Origin of the sequence: Halomonas sp. H5 (assembly GCF_050613175.1) — a bacterium.
GTDB classification, from domain to species: Bacteria; Pseudomonadota; Gammaproteobacteria; order Pseudomonadales; family Halomonadaceae; genus Bisbaumannia; species Bisbaumannia salifodinae.
The window spans coordinates 547,714-563,163 of record NZ_CP192510.1 but is presented as its reverse complement, the minus strand read 5'-3'; the positions used below and the strand labels follow the sequence as shown (position 1 = coordinate 563,163).

The following is a 15,450-nucleotide window of genomic DNA, read 5'->3' as shown; positions in this document are numbered from 1 at the left end:
TTATATTTTTCTAAGGATACTTTTAACAATAGCCGCCTCAGGGTCAACTTGAGGCCACACTTATATCAGTTCCTTCGCGTTTTACATTTGCTATGATGCGAAGCCTTCATCCTGCTTTCTTGGTGTATGCCCCACATGCCCGCGCTCTTTAGGATGGGAGGCCGCGGGCACCATTTCTGTCAGTTCACGCCAATGCGAATCAGCTTGCCACTCTCGGCCGACTCGGCGGCACAATTCGCTAGATGGAGCGCACTGAGACCATCACGAGGGGTGGCCGGCATCGGGCTGTTGGACTCCAGCGCATCAAGGAAGCGGTCCAGCTCGATCCTGTAGGAATCAGCATGGCGTTCCATAAAGAAGTTGAGCAGTGGATCGCGCACGTCAGTAGCTTGCGCACTCCAGCGACGGACTGTACTGGGACGATGATTCTCGTTCAACAGCATGCCCTTGGAGCCAAAAACCTCCAGGCGCTGGTCAAAGCCGTAGACCGCTTCGCGGCAGCAGTTGATATGGCACTGCTTACCCGATGCCGTACGCAGTACCACCATCACGCTGTCAAAGTCCGGAATCTGATCCAGAGTCGGATCGACTAGGCGGCTACCGAGAGCGAAAACCTCTACCGGCTCTTCGCCGAGCAAGCTTCGGGCCATGTCGAAATCATGGATGGTCATATCACGGAAGATGCCGCCGGAGCCTTCCAGATAGGCACGAGGCGCGAGCCCAGGGTCACGGCTGGTGATAATCACCTGACGGACCTCTCCAATCTCTCCAGCATCGATAGCCTGCCGCAACTGAAGGTAGTCCGGGTCGAAGCGGCGATTGAATGCCAGCATCACCCTGCCATTGAGGGCCTCGAGTTGATCAACCGCAGCCTTGGCGCGATCGTAGTCCAGGTCAATGGGTTTCTCACAAAACACCGGCTTACCCAAGTTGACGGCATGCAACATCAGCTCGATGTGCAATTCTGTCGGAGTTCCGATCAATACCGCATCTACGTCATCACGATCGATGGCAGCGACATAGTCGTAAGCAACATCACACCCCAATTGACTCGACAGTGCGTCGGCGCCCTCTTTCCAAGGATCGACAACCACAGCAAGGCGGGTTCGGGAATTTTTCTCAACATTTTCTGCATGAATCTTACCAATTCGGCCAGCGCCGAGAACAGCTACTCGTAACATGATGAACATCCATGGGTGGCCAAGCCACCTATTATTATTGAATAGGCAGTACGGGAGCATTCACTCCCGCACGATATAGATCAGGTCACTGGAACTGGGCGATAGTGGTGTCATAGGAGCGACGCGCCATATCCTGCAGCGGCAGTTTTCGCTCCACCTCGGACAAGATCTCCACACCCCATGGGCCGCTATACCCTGTCGCTTGAACGGCCTTGATGAAGCCGGAAACATCCAGCACACCTTCGCCCGGCAGGCGACGACGATGAATAGTGTCCTGCCACAGAGGCTCTATGGCGTACTTGTCGGCGTCGTCCAGCTCGATGGAGCCGATGAACTGAGGTGGAATGCGGGCGATATCCTTGAAATCCACACCGCCACGGGCGAGGTGCCAGATATCCAGGAGCAGCTGACCGTTGGGATGGTTAGCCCCTTGCACCAACTCAAGCGCGGTATCAATGGTCCGCACATTGCTGAAGGGCATGATTTCCAAAACGATGTTGGTGCCATGCGCAGCGGCATCCTCACTCAGGCGAGCGAAATTCTCGACCATCAGGGGGATGTCTGCGTATTCTTCATGGAGACCAGGAGCGGTCTTGATGGCCCGGGCGCCGAGCTCTTGAGCCGCATTCAGCAACTCACCTCGCATCTTGTCGGAGGCACGCCGCAGCTCGCCATCCTTGTACCAGTTACCCAAGAATTCGAACTCAACGTGCTTGATGCCATTTGCCTCCAGTATACGACGCATTTCCCGAAAGCCGATCCTGTCAACAGTGGACATCAAATCGTCGTGGATCAGACCGAAACCGGTGTATCCAGCCTCAGCGGCGGCCTCGACGCGATCGCCAAATGCAAACGGACTAACCTCAGTAGGCCCGAACGGATACACGTCGCCAGAGAGTGTAAAATAGGCTGCCAGCAGTTCGATGTTTTGCGTACTCATGTGCAGACTCCAGATAGACAGTTACTGAATTTATTTGGCTCCAGCCAGGCTGCTTAGGAAAAAACACCCAAGCCAAAAATACGGCACCTTTGGGCTCACGCCACCACTTAAGTAAGACCCTAGCTTTTCGCTTTCAAGTAGAAAAGATCGTATGTGCAAATCTATTTTTCACTATGTGGAAAAGCCCCCCCTGCCAGACATAATGTTTCCTGATTACTCATGTTGGTCCGCCATCACGCCAGACTGCGGGAAAACTGAAATCACATGGAAAGTCAAGGAGTTAACGTCATGGCTCGCGATCCTATCCAGTTCCAACCCAGTCTGTCATTACCGACGTTTCTCGAGCGGCCTGGTCAACGGCACCCTGATCTTCTTCGTGGAGACTCCGCCCCTCATCACCACCCTGAGCATGCATGATGGTCAGTGCCTACGGCCTGGCTCAGGCCTACACGGATGACCAGCCGGTCCGCATGCCCACCGATCAGTTCACCTGGATCAACTTCGGCGCCAACGCTCAGGCGGCCCGAGTCTCCGGCGTCAAGGTGCGTCGCCCCCTGATTCTCAACACCGTACCTGCACCACGCCGCCACGCCCCATAGACGTGACAGTGTCATTTTATCCCTTCACCCCAGCACCTTGATCAGCAGCTGCACGCCGACGATCACCATGGCGACGATCACCAGCCGATAGAAGAGCGCTTCGCTGACCCGGTGCTGCAGCCACAGGCCGCTCTTGACCCCGGCCCAGGCCACCGGCACCAGCGCCAGCGACGCCCAGGCGCTGGTCAGGTTGATCTCGCCGAGCCACAGGTAGGGGGGCAGCTTGATCAGGTTGACCGCGGCGAAGGCGATGGCGCTGGTGGCGATAAAGGTCTCCTTGGAAAGTCGCCGCGGCACCAGGTAGAGATTCAGTGGCGGCGCCCCGGCATGGGCCAGGAAACTGGTGAAGCCGCAGCCGGTGCCGGCGGGCAGGGCCCAGCGCGGCGAGATGGGGCGCCCCGCCGCCGGGCGCAGCAGCATATAGGCGGCGAACAGCAGCGAGAGGATGCCCAGCAAGAGGCGCACGCCGTCCTCGTCGAGGCTGCCGGCCAGCAGGGTGCCGACGGCCACCCCCAGCGCCAGCCCGGGCAGCAGGCGGCGTACCTCGGCGCCATCATGGCGGGCCCACCAGGCCTTGACGGTGAAGGCGTCCATCACCAGCAGTAGCGGCAGCAGCAGGCCGGCCGCCTCGATGGGGCCGATGGCCAGCGCCATCAGCGGCACCGAGAGGGTGCCGAAGCCCCCGGCGAAGCCGCCCTTGGAGATTCCGGTGAGGAAGGTGGAGAGCACGATCAGGCCCCAGGCGAGCCAGGAGTAGTCGGGCAGCATCGAAGGTCCTTTTCAGCGCAGCAGGGTCAATAGCAGGGCGGCGAGGCCCACCGCCAGGGCGGTCAGCACGGCGATATCCACGGCGCGATCCAGCCAGCGGTCGAGCCAGCATTCGAACTTCAGGCGCTGGCCGGGACGGGGGCGGCGAGTGGCGCCGCGACTGGGTCGGCGTGGAGACATGGGGGCCTGTCATGGGGTGTACGGCTCTTTATCATAAGCGCAATTCGTCCCCCCACCAACGGCGAGGCGCCAACGCCCCGCCTATCGCGGCGATAGCCCGTCCCCATTGCAAAGCGCCTTCTGCCCCGGGATGATAGCGAGCAAGCTAACTATTTACTGCGGTGTCTACCATGTCTCGACTCGCCTCGACTCCCCTCTCGGTGCTCGACCTGGCCCCGGTGCGCCAGGGCGGCAGCATCGCCGACAGCTTCCGCGAGACGGTGCAACTGGCCCGCCAGGCCGAGGCGCTGGGCTTCACCCGCTACTGGCTGGCGGAGCACCACAACCTGGAGGGCATCGCCAGCGCCGCCACGGCGGTGCTGATCGGCCATGTGGCCGGCGCCACCTCGCGGTTGAGGGTTGGCAGCGGCGGCATCATGCTGCCCAACCATGCGCCCCTGGTGGTCGCCGAGCAGTTCGGCACCCTGGAGACCCTCTATCCCGGGCGCATCGACCTGGGCCTGGGCCGCGCCCCGGGCACCGACGGCGCCACCGTGGCGGCCCTGGGACGGGATCCCCGCGCCGGGGTCAACGACTTCCCGGCGCGCCTCGAGGAACTGCGCGGCTACCTGGATGAGGCCACCCCGGGACAGCGGGTGCGTGCCATTCCCGGCCAGGGCACCCGGGTGCCGATCTGGCTGCTGGGCTCCAGCGACTACAGCGCCCGCCTGGCCGGGCGCCTGGGACTGCCCTTCGCCTTCGCCGCCCAGTTCGCCCCGGGCTACCTGTTCGAGGCCCTGCGCTGCTACCGGGAAGCCTTCCGGCCCTCGCCACAGCTAGATGCTCCCTATGCCCTGGTGGGGCTGCCGGTGATCGCCGCCGAGAGCGACGCCCTGGCCCACTACCTGGCCACCAGCGCCCAGCAGAAGTTCCTCAACCTGATCCGCGGCCGGCGCACCTTCTCCCAGCCACCGGTGGAGGCGCTCGACTGGACGCCGCTGGAGCGCGCCCAGGTGGAGCAGTTCCTGGGCGCCGCCATTATCGGCGGCCCCGAGACGGTGCGCGACGAGCTGGAGGCCTTCCTGGAGGCCACCGGTGCCGACGAGCTGATGATCAATACCGACGTCTACAGCGCCGAGAATCGCCTGGCCAGCTATCGCCTGGTCGCCGAGGCCAGGGGGCGCTAAAAGCGGGCGCCGTCTTGGCGCATCCTGCCCGAGTCGCGGCACCAGGGTGGCGCGACCCGGTCCGGAGCCCGAATCGCCGGGCCCGGCGATGCACCACTTTCACTCAATAAGTGCTGGCTTATGCACTGCCTTGGCGCTTTCCTCTTCGGCATACTCGATCACCCCATACCAGCCCAGGCCGGCATAGGTCTCGTAGCCCGGGGTCCTGGCGAAGGCCACCAGGCGCCCCGGCGACTGATCATGGCCCCGCTCGCGGCCCTCGGTGGCCAGTGGGTAGCGCTCGTCAAGGGCGGCCCGGCCCCATGAATCGGCGATGATCCGCGCCTCGGCGTCGAGCAGCATCACCCGGCTGCGGGCCCGCTCCTCTTCGCCGAGCCCCACTCCCTGGACCACCGCCTCGGCCTGGGGCGCCCAGTCGAAGAAGATCCCCAGGGTGCCCAACACCTCGCCGTCGTGACGGCCGCCACGGCGGATGGCGGTGGCATAGGTGGCCACCGGGGCGTCGCCCAGCACCGGCTCCCGGGCGATATCGGCGACGCTGTAGTCGTCGCCATTGGCGGTGGACAGGGCCTGGCGGAACCAGTCCTGATCCGCCACCTCATGACCGACGGCCCCCGGGTAACGGTCCGGGCGGCCGTTGGCGATCACCCGGCCCTGGCGGTCGGTGATCCACAGGTCCAGGTAGACGGTATAGGAGCGCAGGATGGTGGCCAGACGCGAACTGGCGTGGGCCAGATGGTCCCCCGTCGGCGTCTCGGCGGCCTCGACCACGGCGCTGTCGGTGGCCCACCAGCGCACGTCGCAGGAGCGCTCGAAGAGGTTGCGGTCGATGATCTCCACCGCGTTCAGCGCCAGGTCGGTGAATCGCTGGCCACGCAGTTCGGTGAGCATGGCGGTGCCCGCCTCCTCGAGACGCTGGGCCTGGGCCTCCACCTCGCCGCGAAAGCCCCGGGCGATGCCGCTGATGCTGCCGGAGACCCGCCCCATCTCTTCGGCCACCACCCCGAAGGCGGCGCCCGCCGCCCCGGCCCGGGCCGCCTCGATGCGGGCGTTGAGGGCGAGGATCTCGGTCTCGCGCATGATCGACTCGATGGCCCCCACCTTGTCGCGAGTGGTCTCGGCGATGGCATAGGCGAGTTCGAGGATACGGTTATCTTGCATGGCGGTCGTCCTTCTGCTGGGATGCGGGGACGAGGCCGATAGCGGACTCATCCTGGAAGCCTGTCGGGTGTGACCGATCGTCACGATCGAATCCGATAGGCTCCTAAGCAAAGCAAGAAGCGGGCCAGGCGAACGAATCCCGTGCCCCGGGTTCCAAGGGGGCAGTCACCGATAGGAGTTGTCATGAGCGATCCCCATGATCCGCGCCACAACCCGGCCTGGCAGGCCGCCCGCCAGTGGCAGGCCCGCGCCCGCCAGACGCGTCCCCAAGGCCTGCTGGGCACCCTCAAGCTGCTGCTGCTCTGGCTGCTGTTCGGGGTAATGATGGTCGTCGCCCTGGTGCTGGGCCTGGTCTTCCTGCTGCTGGGCTGGGCCCTGATGCCGCTGCTGCGCTATCGCTTGAAGAAGCGCATGGAGCAGATGCGCGCCGACCAGGCCCAGGACGTGGGCGGCGATTACCATGCCACGCCGGGACGCCACGAGACCCTGGAGGGCCACTACGAGGTGAAGTCGGACGAGCACGACGAGCGCCGCCACTGAGCCAGGCCCCGCCCCGCCGCCATAAAAAAGCTCCCGCGGGGGAGGCGGGAGCGAGACGGGTAATGCTTGGGATGCATCTCGGAACGATGCAAGGGTGCGCCTGGCGGGCGACCAGACGCCTCTCACCCTAGCGCCCCACCCGATCATCGGGCCAATTCATAAGCCCCATCGCCCCCATAGCGAGTGACTAACAGCTAGATCGATTTCAGGTTATTGAAGATCTTCCCCAGGCAGCGGTTCAGGGTCACGATCTCCTCGGCATCCAGCCCATGGAAGGCCTTCTCCACCAGTCGGTGGGTAAGCTCCCGGGCCACTTCCAACTGCGCCTCGCCCTGCTCGGTCAGGGTTACCTCGGTGACGCGGCGATCCTCGGCGGAGGGGGCCGTCACCACCAGCTCGGCCTCCTGCATCTTGTAGACGATCTTGGTGATCGTCGAAAGCTTGGCCACGGTATGGATGGCGATATCCGACATGCTGAGCCGGCCATGCTCATGCAGGATCATCAGTACCCGCCACTTGGAGGAGCTCAGCCCCTTGGGCTTGAGCAGGGCATCCATATCGGCACTGTACCTGGCGTTCAGGCGAGCGACCCAGTAGAAGGGGTAATCCCTGGAGCGAAATTCCTCGGAGAGGGGGAAGAAGGAGGGGGAGAGTGCGTCCTTGTCAGCCATGGGCCCGTGCCGTCGCGAAGAAATAGTTGATTATTCTAGCATGTGTCCCCCGCTTCCAGCAGCCGACGACCGTGACGAAAGAAGGGCCTCCGCGAACAAAAAAGGCGAACCATCACGCCCGATGGTTCGCCGAAATTAACCGCACGATCGAAACACGCCACAGCCGAGGAGGCGGTGGCCTCCTTCTAGAACTTGTACATCGCCATCAGCTCCACCTGTTGGCCTGCCGGACGCAGCGGCATGGTCAGCGCATTACGATCCCGCCATTCGATGCCGAAATCCAGGCCCGGCAAATACGTATAGATCAGATTGACATTCATGGTTTCCAGGGTGTCATCGGCCACACCGGGGGACACCTCATCCGCCTCCACCTGGGCATAGCGCAGGTTGCCACGCAGCCGCTCACCGAAGCGGTGGCTGATCCCCGCCGAGAGGCCCGTGGTCGAGACCAGGTCGCCCGTGTCGTTGACCTCCCCCCGGGAGGCGATGCTGGCCGGGGCGGTCGCGCCGTTATAGCCCCACCCGGAGTAGACGTTGTTGCCCTCCCCCGTGTAGCCGCTCAGGGCCAGGGCGGTGTCGCCGAAGTTGAGCTTGGCCGCCAGGGAAAGCGAGGCACCGAACTCGGAATCGTCCACGCCGGTCTCCACCTCTCGGCCGGTCACGGCGACATTGAAGGCATGCCCGGCCTCGGTGCGATGCGTATAGGCCGCCACCAGATCCGGGAAATCGGCCTCCTGATTGACCGGGTCCTGAAGGCTGAAACGGAAACCGCCCGTGGTGTAGTGCATGACCAGGTCGGGGCGGACGACCGCGCCGCTGCCGGAAACGGTACCGATACCGGTGCCATAGAAGTCGAGAATCTCGACATCGAAGGGCGCATTGGCGAAGAACTGCCCCGACCAGGTCTGGCCGATCGTCAGGTTGTCGACCTGGATATAGGCATGACGCAAACGCATGGCATAGCTCTTGTCACTGGTATCCGTCGCATTGTCCCAGAAGTCGCCCTCCACGAAGGCCGTGACATCGTGCCCCTCGACCTCCCGATCGACCCGGAAGTTGAGGCGCGTCTGGCGTGCGGTGGCGTCGAAGTCGCTATCACCACCGTCGGGGTCGTTGAAGATTCCCTCGCCCTTGACGTACCCGCCCACGCTGAATCGGGCGCCATTGAACTCGCCCAGGTCCAGGGCATAGGCCTGAGCCGAGACGCCAGCCAACGCGATCGCCAGGGCGAGTTTTTTCTTGTTCATCATCTTTTCGATCTCCGTCTTGTTGTCGTACTTGGGTTGCCATGCTTCGGGGAAGCATCAATCGAGGTAGCGACTAGGCCGGTTTCATCAAGACCGAGGTCCTGGCGAAGTCCTCCGCCCAGCCGCGGGTCAGTGGCGCCACGAAGACGTTCTCGGTGCGGGTCCGGGTGATCCTCCAGCGACCGTCCGGCTCGCGGCGGAAGGCATTGTTCAGCCGCGACGAGCGCAGCAGCGAGGAGCCATCGGAGAAGATCCACGGCTGGCAGTGCACCCACTGCCCCTCCGCCGTATCGCCATCGACATGGATCTGCTCGGAGGTCAGGTAGTGCACGTTCAAGAGCAGCTCGGGGTCGCGCTTCTGGCCCCAGAAGTTCTCGAAATGGCGACGAATCGCCGCCGCTCCCTCGAGGCGGCCGAACTGGTTGTCGTAATAATCGCCGACCCCTTCCCAGACGGCGTCTTCGCTATAAAGCGCCATGATCGCGTCGATACGCTCGGCATCATTCTTGACGCCATACTCGGGAAGCGGCGTATCGCACAGGAACATATAGCGTGCCTGGAGCCGGCGGATCTCGGCCTCGGCCTCCAACACCTCGATACGCGTGATCAGCGCCTGCAGATCGGCATTCGATACTTCCGGCATCGGTTGCTCTCCTTATCTTCTCGATGAAATAGGGGGCACTGCGCCTCCGGCGTGAGAGGCAGCAAGCGAGTACCTCTTAGTGCGGGGCCCCCAAGCGCTCGATCACCCGGCCCAGCCCCGCCTTGAGGGTGTCGACCTCGGCGGGCTCGAGTCCTTCGAGCAACCGGCGCTCATAGTCGTCGGCCATGGCCAGCAGGCGCAGCGCCAGCGCCTGGCCCGCTTCGCGCAGCGTGATGCGGTTCTCGTCGTCGGTTTCCACCAGGGAACGCTCCCGGAGTCCGCTCAGGGTGTCCTCGAGATCCGCCAGGGGCTGGGCCACGCGGCGGGCCAGGACCTCGGCCGCCAGGGGCCCGCGATCCGCCAAGAGGGTCAACACCCGCCACTCCTTGTCGTTGACGCCCAGGCTGCCGAGCCGCGGATAGAAATCGCCGCGATAGGCGGCCAGCGCCTGGCGCATCAGGTAAAGCAGGTGCTTGCCCAGGCGACCATCCAGGGCCCCCTGCTCGTCCACGGGCAGCAGCATGGGATGCGGCTCGGGCACCGCGTAGCGGCCGTTATGGAAGACCAGGGCGCTGCCCGCGTCCCGGTAGCCGTAGCGCACCACCTCGCCGACGATGATCAGGTGATCGCCGCCCTCGTAGACGTTCCAGGTGCGGCACTCGAAGTGCGCCGCGGCGTTCTTCACCTTGGCGGCGCCACCGACCCCCTCTTCGATGCCGATCCCGGCGAACTTGTCCTCGCCGCGGCTCGCGAAGCGGTTGGAGATCTCGACCTGGTCGTTGCCCAGCACATTGACCACGAAGTGGTCGGCATCCCGATAGGCGGCCAGGCTGTAGGCGCCCTTGTCGATGCTCCACAGGATCAGCGGCGGATCCATCGACACCGTGTTGAAACTGCTGGCGGTCACGCCGAAGTTTTCACCATTACCATCCCGGGTGGTGACCACCGTGACCCCGGTGGCGAACTTGCCCAGGGCGCGGCGGAAATCTCTCGTATCAAGGCTCATCTGGCATCCTCCAGCACAGTCGTAGTTGTCTTTAACGCCCCAGCTTCTCGCCGGTGGTGCCGGCGATGCCGTAGTCGCCCTTGGGGATCTCGCTGATGATCACCCGCACGTTCTCCTCGGGGGCATCGACGGACGTCATGACCGCATCGGTCACGCGGCGGATCAGGGTCTCCTTCTGGGTCTGGGTGCGTCCCGACATCATGTAAACGTGAACGGTGGGCATGGCTGTTCCTCTTAGAGATCGATGACCAGGCGCTCGCTCTTGGCCCGCGAGCAGCACACCGCCATCTGGTCGTTGTCGGCCTTCTCCTCGTCGTTGAGGAAGTGGTCGCGGTGGTCGGGAGTGCCTTCCAGCACATCGCAGATGCAGGTGCCGCAGACGCCCTCCTCGCAGGAGACGTCCACCTTGACCCCGGCGGCCTTGAGCGCCTGGGCGATGGACATGCCCTCCTCCACCCGCACCGTGACGCCGCTGGCCGCGGCCTCCACCTCGAAGGCGCCGCCGCTGGTGTCGACCTCGGCGTTGAAGTACTCGAAGTGCACCCGCCCGCTCGGCCAGCCCGCCTCGCCGGCGGTGCCGATCACCCAGTCCATGAAGCCCGAGGGACCACAGACATAGAGGTGGGCGTCGTCGCCCTGGGCGGCGAGCAGCGAGGCGATCTCCAGGCGCTGCGCCGGCCCCTGGTCGTCGCAGTGCAGCACCAGGGCCTCGCCGAAGGTGCCCTCGAGCTCCTCCAGGAAGGCCGCCTTGTCCCGGGAGCGACAGCAGTAGTGCAGTTCGAAGGAGCGGCCGGCGGCCTGGAGCGCATGGGCCATGGCGATCATCGGGGTGATGCCGATGCCGCCGCCCACCAGCAGGCTGTGCCCCGCCGAGGCATCCAAGGGGAAGTGGTTGCGCGGCGCACTGGCCTGCACCTCGACGCCCTCGTGGAGGCGCTCGTGCACCGCCCGGGAGCCGCCCCGGGAGTCGGGGTCGTTGAGCACCCCCAGGCGATAGCGGTCGCCCTGGGCGGGGGCATTGCTCAGGGAGTACTGGCGCACCAGCCCCTCGCCCAGGTGCAGGTCGATATGGGCCCCCGCCTCGAAGGGCGGCAGGGCGGAGCCGTCGGCGGCGACTAGCTCGAGCACCGCGATCTCGTCGGTGTGATCCCGGCGCCGGGCGACGCTCAGGGTCAGGGTATCTTGTGTCATGCTTGGCTCCTCGCCGACGGGCGGCTAGCGCATATGGATGCCGCCGTTGATGTCCCAGGCCGCCCCGGTGACGAAGTCGGCCTCATCGCCCAGCAGCCGCGCCACGGTGGTGGCCACGAAGGCCGGGTTACCCAGCCGCTTGACCGGAATCACCCGCTCGACGATGCCCGCCAGCTTGTCGGCGGGCACCGCGGCGCGCACCGACGGCAGGTCCAGGGGGCCCGGGGCCACCGCATTGACGGTGACATTGGCCGCCGCCAGCTGGCCGGCGAAGACCTTGGTCAGGGTCAGGATGGCGCCCTTGCTGGCGGCGTAGTGGGCACCGGAGGCGGTGCCGCCGTTCTGCCCCGCCAGGGAGGCGATATTGACGATGCGCCCGTAGCCGCGGCCGGCGAAGTAGTCGCCGAACACCTGGCAGCCGAAGAAGGTGCCGCGCAGGTTGATGGCCACCACGGCGTCGAACTCCTCCGGGGTGATCTCCATCACCGGCGTCGTCGGGGTCATGGCGGCGTTGTTGACCAGGGCGGTGGGGGCGCCGAGGCGTTCCTCCACCGCGTCAAGGGCCGCACTGAAGTCTTCCTTGCGGGTCACGTCCAGCGCGAGTGCCAGGGCACGCCCGCCCTCGGGATCGAGCTCCCGGGCCAGGCGCTCGGCGCCCTCCCGGTCGCGGTCGGTGATGGCCACGCGAAAGCCATCCGCCAGCAGCTGCTCGGCGATAACGCGGCCCAGCCCCTGGGCCGCGCCGGTGATCACGGCGATCGGTTGCATGTGCCTCTCCTCGAGTAATGGGCCTCAGAAAATAAAGGCGACGGTATTGAGGTGATGGCCGGCGTTGATCAGGCGCACCACCTTGGTGTGCAGGCGCAGCCCCTCGGCGGTCTTGGTCAGCCGATACTCCACGTTGGCGGGATAGAGCAGCGGCTTGGCCAGGCGCACCTCGCTGAGGAACATGGCGCAGCGCAGCCGGATCGACGCCTCGTCCTCGTCGAGCAGGCAAAAGCGCGACAGGCTGCGCACCGTGCCCTCCTGGGCCTCGCTGGAGACCGATTCGCCGTTCTTCAGCCGCGCCACCCGCATCTCGCGCATGGCGTGATCGTCGTAGGCGAAGTTGAGGGTGTTGGCGAAATCCGTCTCGTGGATATCCACCGGCACCACGTAGGTGCCATCGCGCTCCCAGAGCCCCAGCCAGTCGGCATAGGCCTTGTGGTCGAGCAGGTCGGCCTCGCGGTTGATGAAGTCGATCGCCTGCTGAAACATGCTGTCTGCCATGGTCGTTACTCCCCTGCCTCGTCGCTCATCAGTCGTTTCCACATCTGGTAGGCGGCGCGCATGCCGGTCTCGGAGCAGACCGCGCCGGCCGGGTTGCCGTCGGCGGAGGGCGCCATGCGCCTGAGGCCGCGGTTGACCAGGATCCAGCCGTCCGGGCCGGCCAGGGAGCCCTTCTGCACCCGCTCCCAGCCCTCGGCGTCATCGGGGGTACCGAAGCCCATGGGACCCTGGAAGTGCTCGTGGAGGCGCATGCGCGTCTGGTTGAAGGGCGCCGGGGCCCCGGCGCCGCCGATGGCCACGTGGTGGATCTCGGTCTCGTCGACGCTGATCGGCGTCAGCACCCGGAAGAAGGCCATGGAGCAGGCCACGTTGGGGAAGAGGTTGAGGTTGAAGCCGGTGCCGCCCACGGCGCGCACCAGGCGACGGACTTCGGCCTCGTCATGCCCCTCGGCGCGCAGCGCCTCGGCCAGCTCCGCGAAACGCTCGGGGATGGGGTCGTCGAGGTTGGCCTCCAGGTCGACCAGCTCGGGGATCATCACCATGACGCTATGACCATTGCCCAGGTCCTCGACGAAGCCCTCGCCGTCGAGGAAGTCGAAGACCTCGGAGGTCTGGTCGTCCAGCGACGAGATAAAGGACTTGTGGACGATGGGGAAGTGGTAGGCGTCGGTGGTGTTCTCCAGCTGGATCTTCCAGTTGCCGGGGAAGCGGAAGCGGTGATCTCCGAGCACCTGCAGCGGGTAGCCGCCGGACTGCTTCATAAACAGGTCGATCCACTTCTTCGCGCCGCCCAGGAAGGTCTCCAGCGGCTCGGCCTCCTCGTTGAAGGTGGCGAAGATCATGCCCTGGTAGGAGTCGTGGCGCAGGCGCTCCAGCGGCAGCTCCTGCTTGTCGATGACGCCCTCGTACTCCTCGGCCTTGGGGATGGCGCGCAGCTCGCCATCCAGGGAGTAACCCCAGCCGTGATAGGGGCAGGTGAAGGCCCGGGTCTTGCCCCGCTTGCCCTCGCAGACGGTGGCACCGCGATGGCGACAGCGGTTGAGCAGCACATGGATATTCTTCTTGCGGTCGCGGCTGACGATCACCGGCTGGCGACCGACGAAGGCGGTCTTGTAGGCGCCGGCCTCGGCGACCTCGCTCTCGTGGGCCACCCATACCCAGGTCTGGTTGAAGATCCTGTCCAGCTCCTGCGCGAAGATCTCGGGATCGGAGTAGAGGCTCTTGTGGACGCGCCCCTCCTCCACCAGGCGGCCGGGGTCGGCGGTCACGTTTTCGATATCAATCAACTGCGTCATGGTCCTGTCCTCATGCGTTACGACGAATCATCCGTTGGCGGGTCACTCGGGCGGGACTCATTCGGGGACGACCAGCTCGCGGCCGATGCGCGCCTCGACGCGGGCGTATTTCCACAGCTTGTAGGTGCCGTCACCCACCGGGATGGTGCGGAAGAAGTTGCAGGCCGCGACGACGCTCTCGTAGTCCGGCACGTCGGCCATGATGTAGGCGGTCCAGGGGGCGGTGGCGGACGGGCCGACCATGATGCGGTCGTCGTCCATGATTCCCAGGATATTGACGCCGGGCAGCTCATCGATGCCCTGCATCATCTGGCTGAAGGCCTGCCAGACCTGCTTGCCCTCCTCGACGGGGGCGTTCATGAAGTTCTGGTTGATGCCGATGCAGAAGAGTACGCGGTGCATAGGGGTGATCTCCGTTGGGTCGCTTATGGAAGAGTGAGTTAGAGGTAGCCCGGCAGGGGCTCATGGCCGAAGAAGATGGCGCCGGCGTTCTTCCAGGTGATCTCGCCCATAAAGGCGTGCTGGGTGCAGAGCTGGGAATCGCGCAGGATTCGCGACAGGGGGTGGCCGTTGTCGGCCCCGGTCATGCCGCTGATCCGGTAGACGTCACGAATCGCCTCGGCGCACTCCTGGGTCAGGTGGGTGGTGGAGAGGCGCAGCAGGTTGATCTGCTCGCGGCTCGGCTCGCCCCCGGCCTGGATGGCCGCCCAGGCGGCCTCGGTGCTGTCGTAGAAGAAGGCGCGGGCGGCGCGCACCCTGGCCTCGGCCTTGCCGAGGGCGATCTGGGCATACTCCCGCTCGCCCAGGTTAGGGGCGCCGGTGACCGACTTGCGCCCGCCGGCCATGGCGCGCACGCCATCCAGCGCCTCCCGGGCCAGGCCCAGGGTGGTCACCGCCAGTACCTGGGCGGCGAAGGAGAGCGAGGGGTAGCGGAAGAAGAGCGCGTCCACGGTGGGCTTGCCGCCGCGCACGAAGGTCCAGGCCTCCGGCACATAGGCGTCCTCGACCACCAGGTCATGGCTGCCGGTGGCCACCATGCCCAGCATGTCCCAGGTCGGGTCGATCGCCACCTGGTCGCGGGGCAGCACCGCCATGCGCGGCAGGGCGCCCTCCTCGTCGGGCAGGATGCCCACGCCGCACAGGGAGGCGCCCATGCAGCCGCTGGCGAATTTCCAGCGTCCCGAGATGCGGAAGCCGCGATCGACCCGCTCGGCGGGCTGGGGCGGGAAGATGCCGCCGGCGAAGACCACGTCGGGGGAGTCCCGCCATACCTCCTTCAGCGTCTCCTCGGGCAGCGCGGCCAGGTAGGCGGGGTTCATGCCGAAGCTGGCCACCCAGCCGGCGGAACCGTCCGCCGCCGAGATCGCCTCGACCATCTTCAGGAACTCGGCGGGGGACTTCTCGTCGCCGCCGTAACTGGCCGGCACCATGGCGCGATAGACGCCGATGGCCTGGAACTCCTCGATGATGTCCTGGGAAATATGGCGCTGGGCCTCGAACTCCTCGCGGCGCCGGCGGATGGACTCGAGCAGCGCATCGAAGCGGGCTTCCCCGCCCCACTGGGACTTGTCGACGGTGCTTTGCATAAGCATC

At 65.2% G+C, this 15,450-nt stretch carries 19 protein-coding genes; 3 read left to right on the top strand and 16 right to left on the bottom strand.

The window, feature by feature from the left end; genetic code table 11:
• Window positions 1–179: 179 nt before the first annotated feature.
• Window positions 180–1,181, bottom strand: coding sequence for an inositol 2-dehydrogenase (iolG, locus tag ACQ1W9_RS02625; RefSeq protein ID WP_431025189.1), 1,002 nt, complete (start codon window positions 1,179–1,181; stop codon window positions 180–182).
• 85 nt (window positions 1,182–1,266) lie between these two features.
• Complete coding sequence (locus ACQ1W9_RS02620; RefSeq protein WP_431025188.1) at window positions 1,267–2,121, bottom strand: sugar phosphate isomerase/epimerase family protein; 855 nt, start codon at window positions 2,119–2,121, stop codon at window positions 1,267–1,269.
• Between the two features lie 413 nt (window positions 2,122–2,534).
• On the opposite strand from ACQ1W9_RS02620, the gene ACQ1W9_RS02615 reads away from it, so the two are divergent.
• Complete coding sequence (locus ACQ1W9_RS02615; protein ID WP_431025187.1) at window positions 2,535–2,720, top strand: hypothetical protein; 186 nt, start codon at window positions 2,535–2,537, stop codon at window positions 2,718–2,720.
• Between the two features lie 24 nt (window positions 2,721–2,744).
• Here ACQ1W9_RS02615 and ACQ1W9_RS02610 read toward each other — a convergent pair whose 3' ends face one another.
• Window positions 2,745–3,488 carry a sulfite exporter TauE/SafE family protein gene (locus ACQ1W9_RS02610; RefSeq protein ID WP_431025186.1) on the bottom strand — a complete coding sequence of 248 codons (744 nt, stop codon included), beginning with the start codon at window positions 3,486–3,488 and terminating at the stop codon, window positions 2,745–2,747.
• A 12-nt stretch (window positions 3,489–3,500) separates the two neighbouring features.
• Window positions 3,501–3,668, bottom strand: a complete 168-nt coding sequence (locus ACQ1W9_RS02605) for a hypothetical protein (protein WP_346061304.1) — start codon at window positions 3,666–3,668, stop codon at window positions 3,501–3,503.
• A gap of 170 nt (window positions 3,669–3,838) precedes the next feature.
• Here ACQ1W9_RS02605 and ACQ1W9_RS02600 point away from each other — a divergent pair, with 170 nt between their 5' ends.
• The gene (locus ACQ1W9_RS02600) at window positions 3,839–4,834 is read left to right on the top strand and encodes an LLM class flavin-dependent oxidoreductase (protein WP_431025185.1); all 996 of its coding nucleotides are present in this window, start codon (window positions 3,839–3,841) and stop codon (window positions 4,832–4,834) included.
• A 99-nt stretch (window positions 4,835–4,933) separates the two neighbouring features.
• Here the strand turns inward: ACQ1W9_RS02600 and ACQ1W9_RS02595 are convergent, their stop codons facing one another.
• A complete protein-coding gene (locus ACQ1W9_RS02595) occupies window positions 4,934–5,995 on the bottom strand; it encodes a cache domain-containing protein (protein WP_431025184.1) in 1,062 nt (353 codons plus the stop codon).
• A gap of 183 nt (window positions 5,996–6,178) precedes the next feature.
• Here ACQ1W9_RS02595 and ACQ1W9_RS02590 point away from each other — a divergent pair, with 183 nt between their 5' ends.
• Window positions 6,179–6,535, top strand: a complete 357-nt coding sequence (locus ACQ1W9_RS02590) for a hypothetical protein (protein WP_431025183.1) — start codon at window positions 6,179–6,181, stop codon at window positions 6,533–6,535.
• Window positions 6,536–6,729: 194 nt separating this feature from the next.
• Here the strand turns inward: ACQ1W9_RS02590 and ACQ1W9_RS02585 are convergent, their stop codons facing one another.
• The 11 genes from ACQ1W9_RS02585 to ACQ1W9_RS02535 form a co-directional block, all read right to left on the bottom strand.
• The gene (locus tag ACQ1W9_RS02585; RefSeq protein WP_431025182.1) at window positions 6,730–7,206 is read right to left on the bottom strand and encodes a MarR family winged helix-turn-helix transcriptional regulator; all 477 of its coding nucleotides are present in this window, start codon (window positions 7,204–7,206) and stop codon (window positions 6,730–6,732) included.
• Between the two features lie 185 nt (window positions 7,207–7,391).
• Window positions 7,392–8,456, bottom strand: coding sequence for a hypothetical protein (locus tag ACQ1W9_RS02580; RefSeq protein WP_431025181.1), 1,065 nt, complete (start codon window positions 8,454–8,456; stop codon window positions 7,392–7,394).
• A 70-nt stretch (window positions 8,457–8,526) separates the two neighbouring features.
• On the bottom strand, window positions 8,527–9,096 hold the full coding sequence (locus ACQ1W9_RS02575) for a nuclear transport factor 2 family protein (protein WP_431025180.1): 570 nt from the start codon (window positions 9,094–9,096) through the stop codon (window positions 8,527–8,529).
• Window positions 9,097–9,172: 76 nt separating this feature from the next.
• Window positions 9,173–10,102 (bottom strand): flavin reductase, encoded by a 930-nt coding sequence (locus ACQ1W9_RS02570; RefSeq protein WP_431025179.1) that lies wholly within the window; start codon window positions 10,100–10,102, stop codon window positions 9,173–9,175.
• 31 nt (window positions 10,103–10,133) lie between these two features.
• Window positions 10,134–10,325 carry a 2-hydroxymuconate tautomerase gene (locus tag ACQ1W9_RS02565; protein WP_195860902.1) on the bottom strand — a complete coding sequence of 64 codons (192 nt, stop codon included), beginning with the start codon at window positions 10,323–10,325 and terminating at the stop codon, window positions 10,134–10,136.
• 11 nt (window positions 10,326–10,336) lie between these two features.
• A complete protein-coding gene (locus ACQ1W9_RS02560; protein ID WP_431025178.1) occupies window positions 10,337–11,293 on the bottom strand; it encodes a PDR/VanB family oxidoreductase in 957 nt (318 codons plus the stop codon).
• Between the two features lie 24 nt (window positions 11,294–11,317).
• Complete coding sequence (locus ACQ1W9_RS02555; RefSeq protein WP_431025177.1) at window positions 11,318–12,061, bottom strand: SDR family NAD(P)-dependent oxidoreductase; 744 nt, start codon at window positions 12,059–12,061, stop codon at window positions 11,318–11,320.
• Between the two features lie 24 nt (window positions 12,062–12,085).
• The gene (locus ACQ1W9_RS02550) at window positions 12,086–12,562 is read right to left on the bottom strand and encodes an aromatic-ring-hydroxylating dioxygenase subunit beta (protein ID WP_431025176.1); all 477 of its coding nucleotides are present in this window, start codon (window positions 12,560–12,562) and stop codon (window positions 12,086–12,088) included.
• Window positions 12,563–12,567: 5 nt separating this feature from the next.
• A complete protein-coding gene (locus ACQ1W9_RS02545) occupies window positions 12,568–13,857 on the bottom strand; it encodes an aromatic ring-hydroxylating oxygenase subunit alpha (protein ID WP_431025175.1) in 1,290 nt (429 codons plus the stop codon).
• A 57-nt stretch (window positions 13,858–13,914) separates the two neighbouring features.
• The gene (locus tag ACQ1W9_RS02540) at window positions 13,915–14,259 is read right to left on the bottom strand and encodes an IacB protein (RefSeq protein WP_431025174.1); all 345 of its coding nucleotides are present in this window, start codon (window positions 14,257–14,259) and stop codon (window positions 13,915–13,917) included.
• A gap of 38 nt (window positions 14,260–14,297) precedes the next feature.
• A complete protein-coding gene (locus ACQ1W9_RS02535; RefSeq protein WP_431025173.1) occupies window positions 14,298–15,443 on the bottom strand; it encodes an acyl-CoA dehydrogenase family protein in 1,146 nt (381 codons plus the stop codon).
• Window positions 15,444–15,450 lie beyond the last annotated feature (7 nt).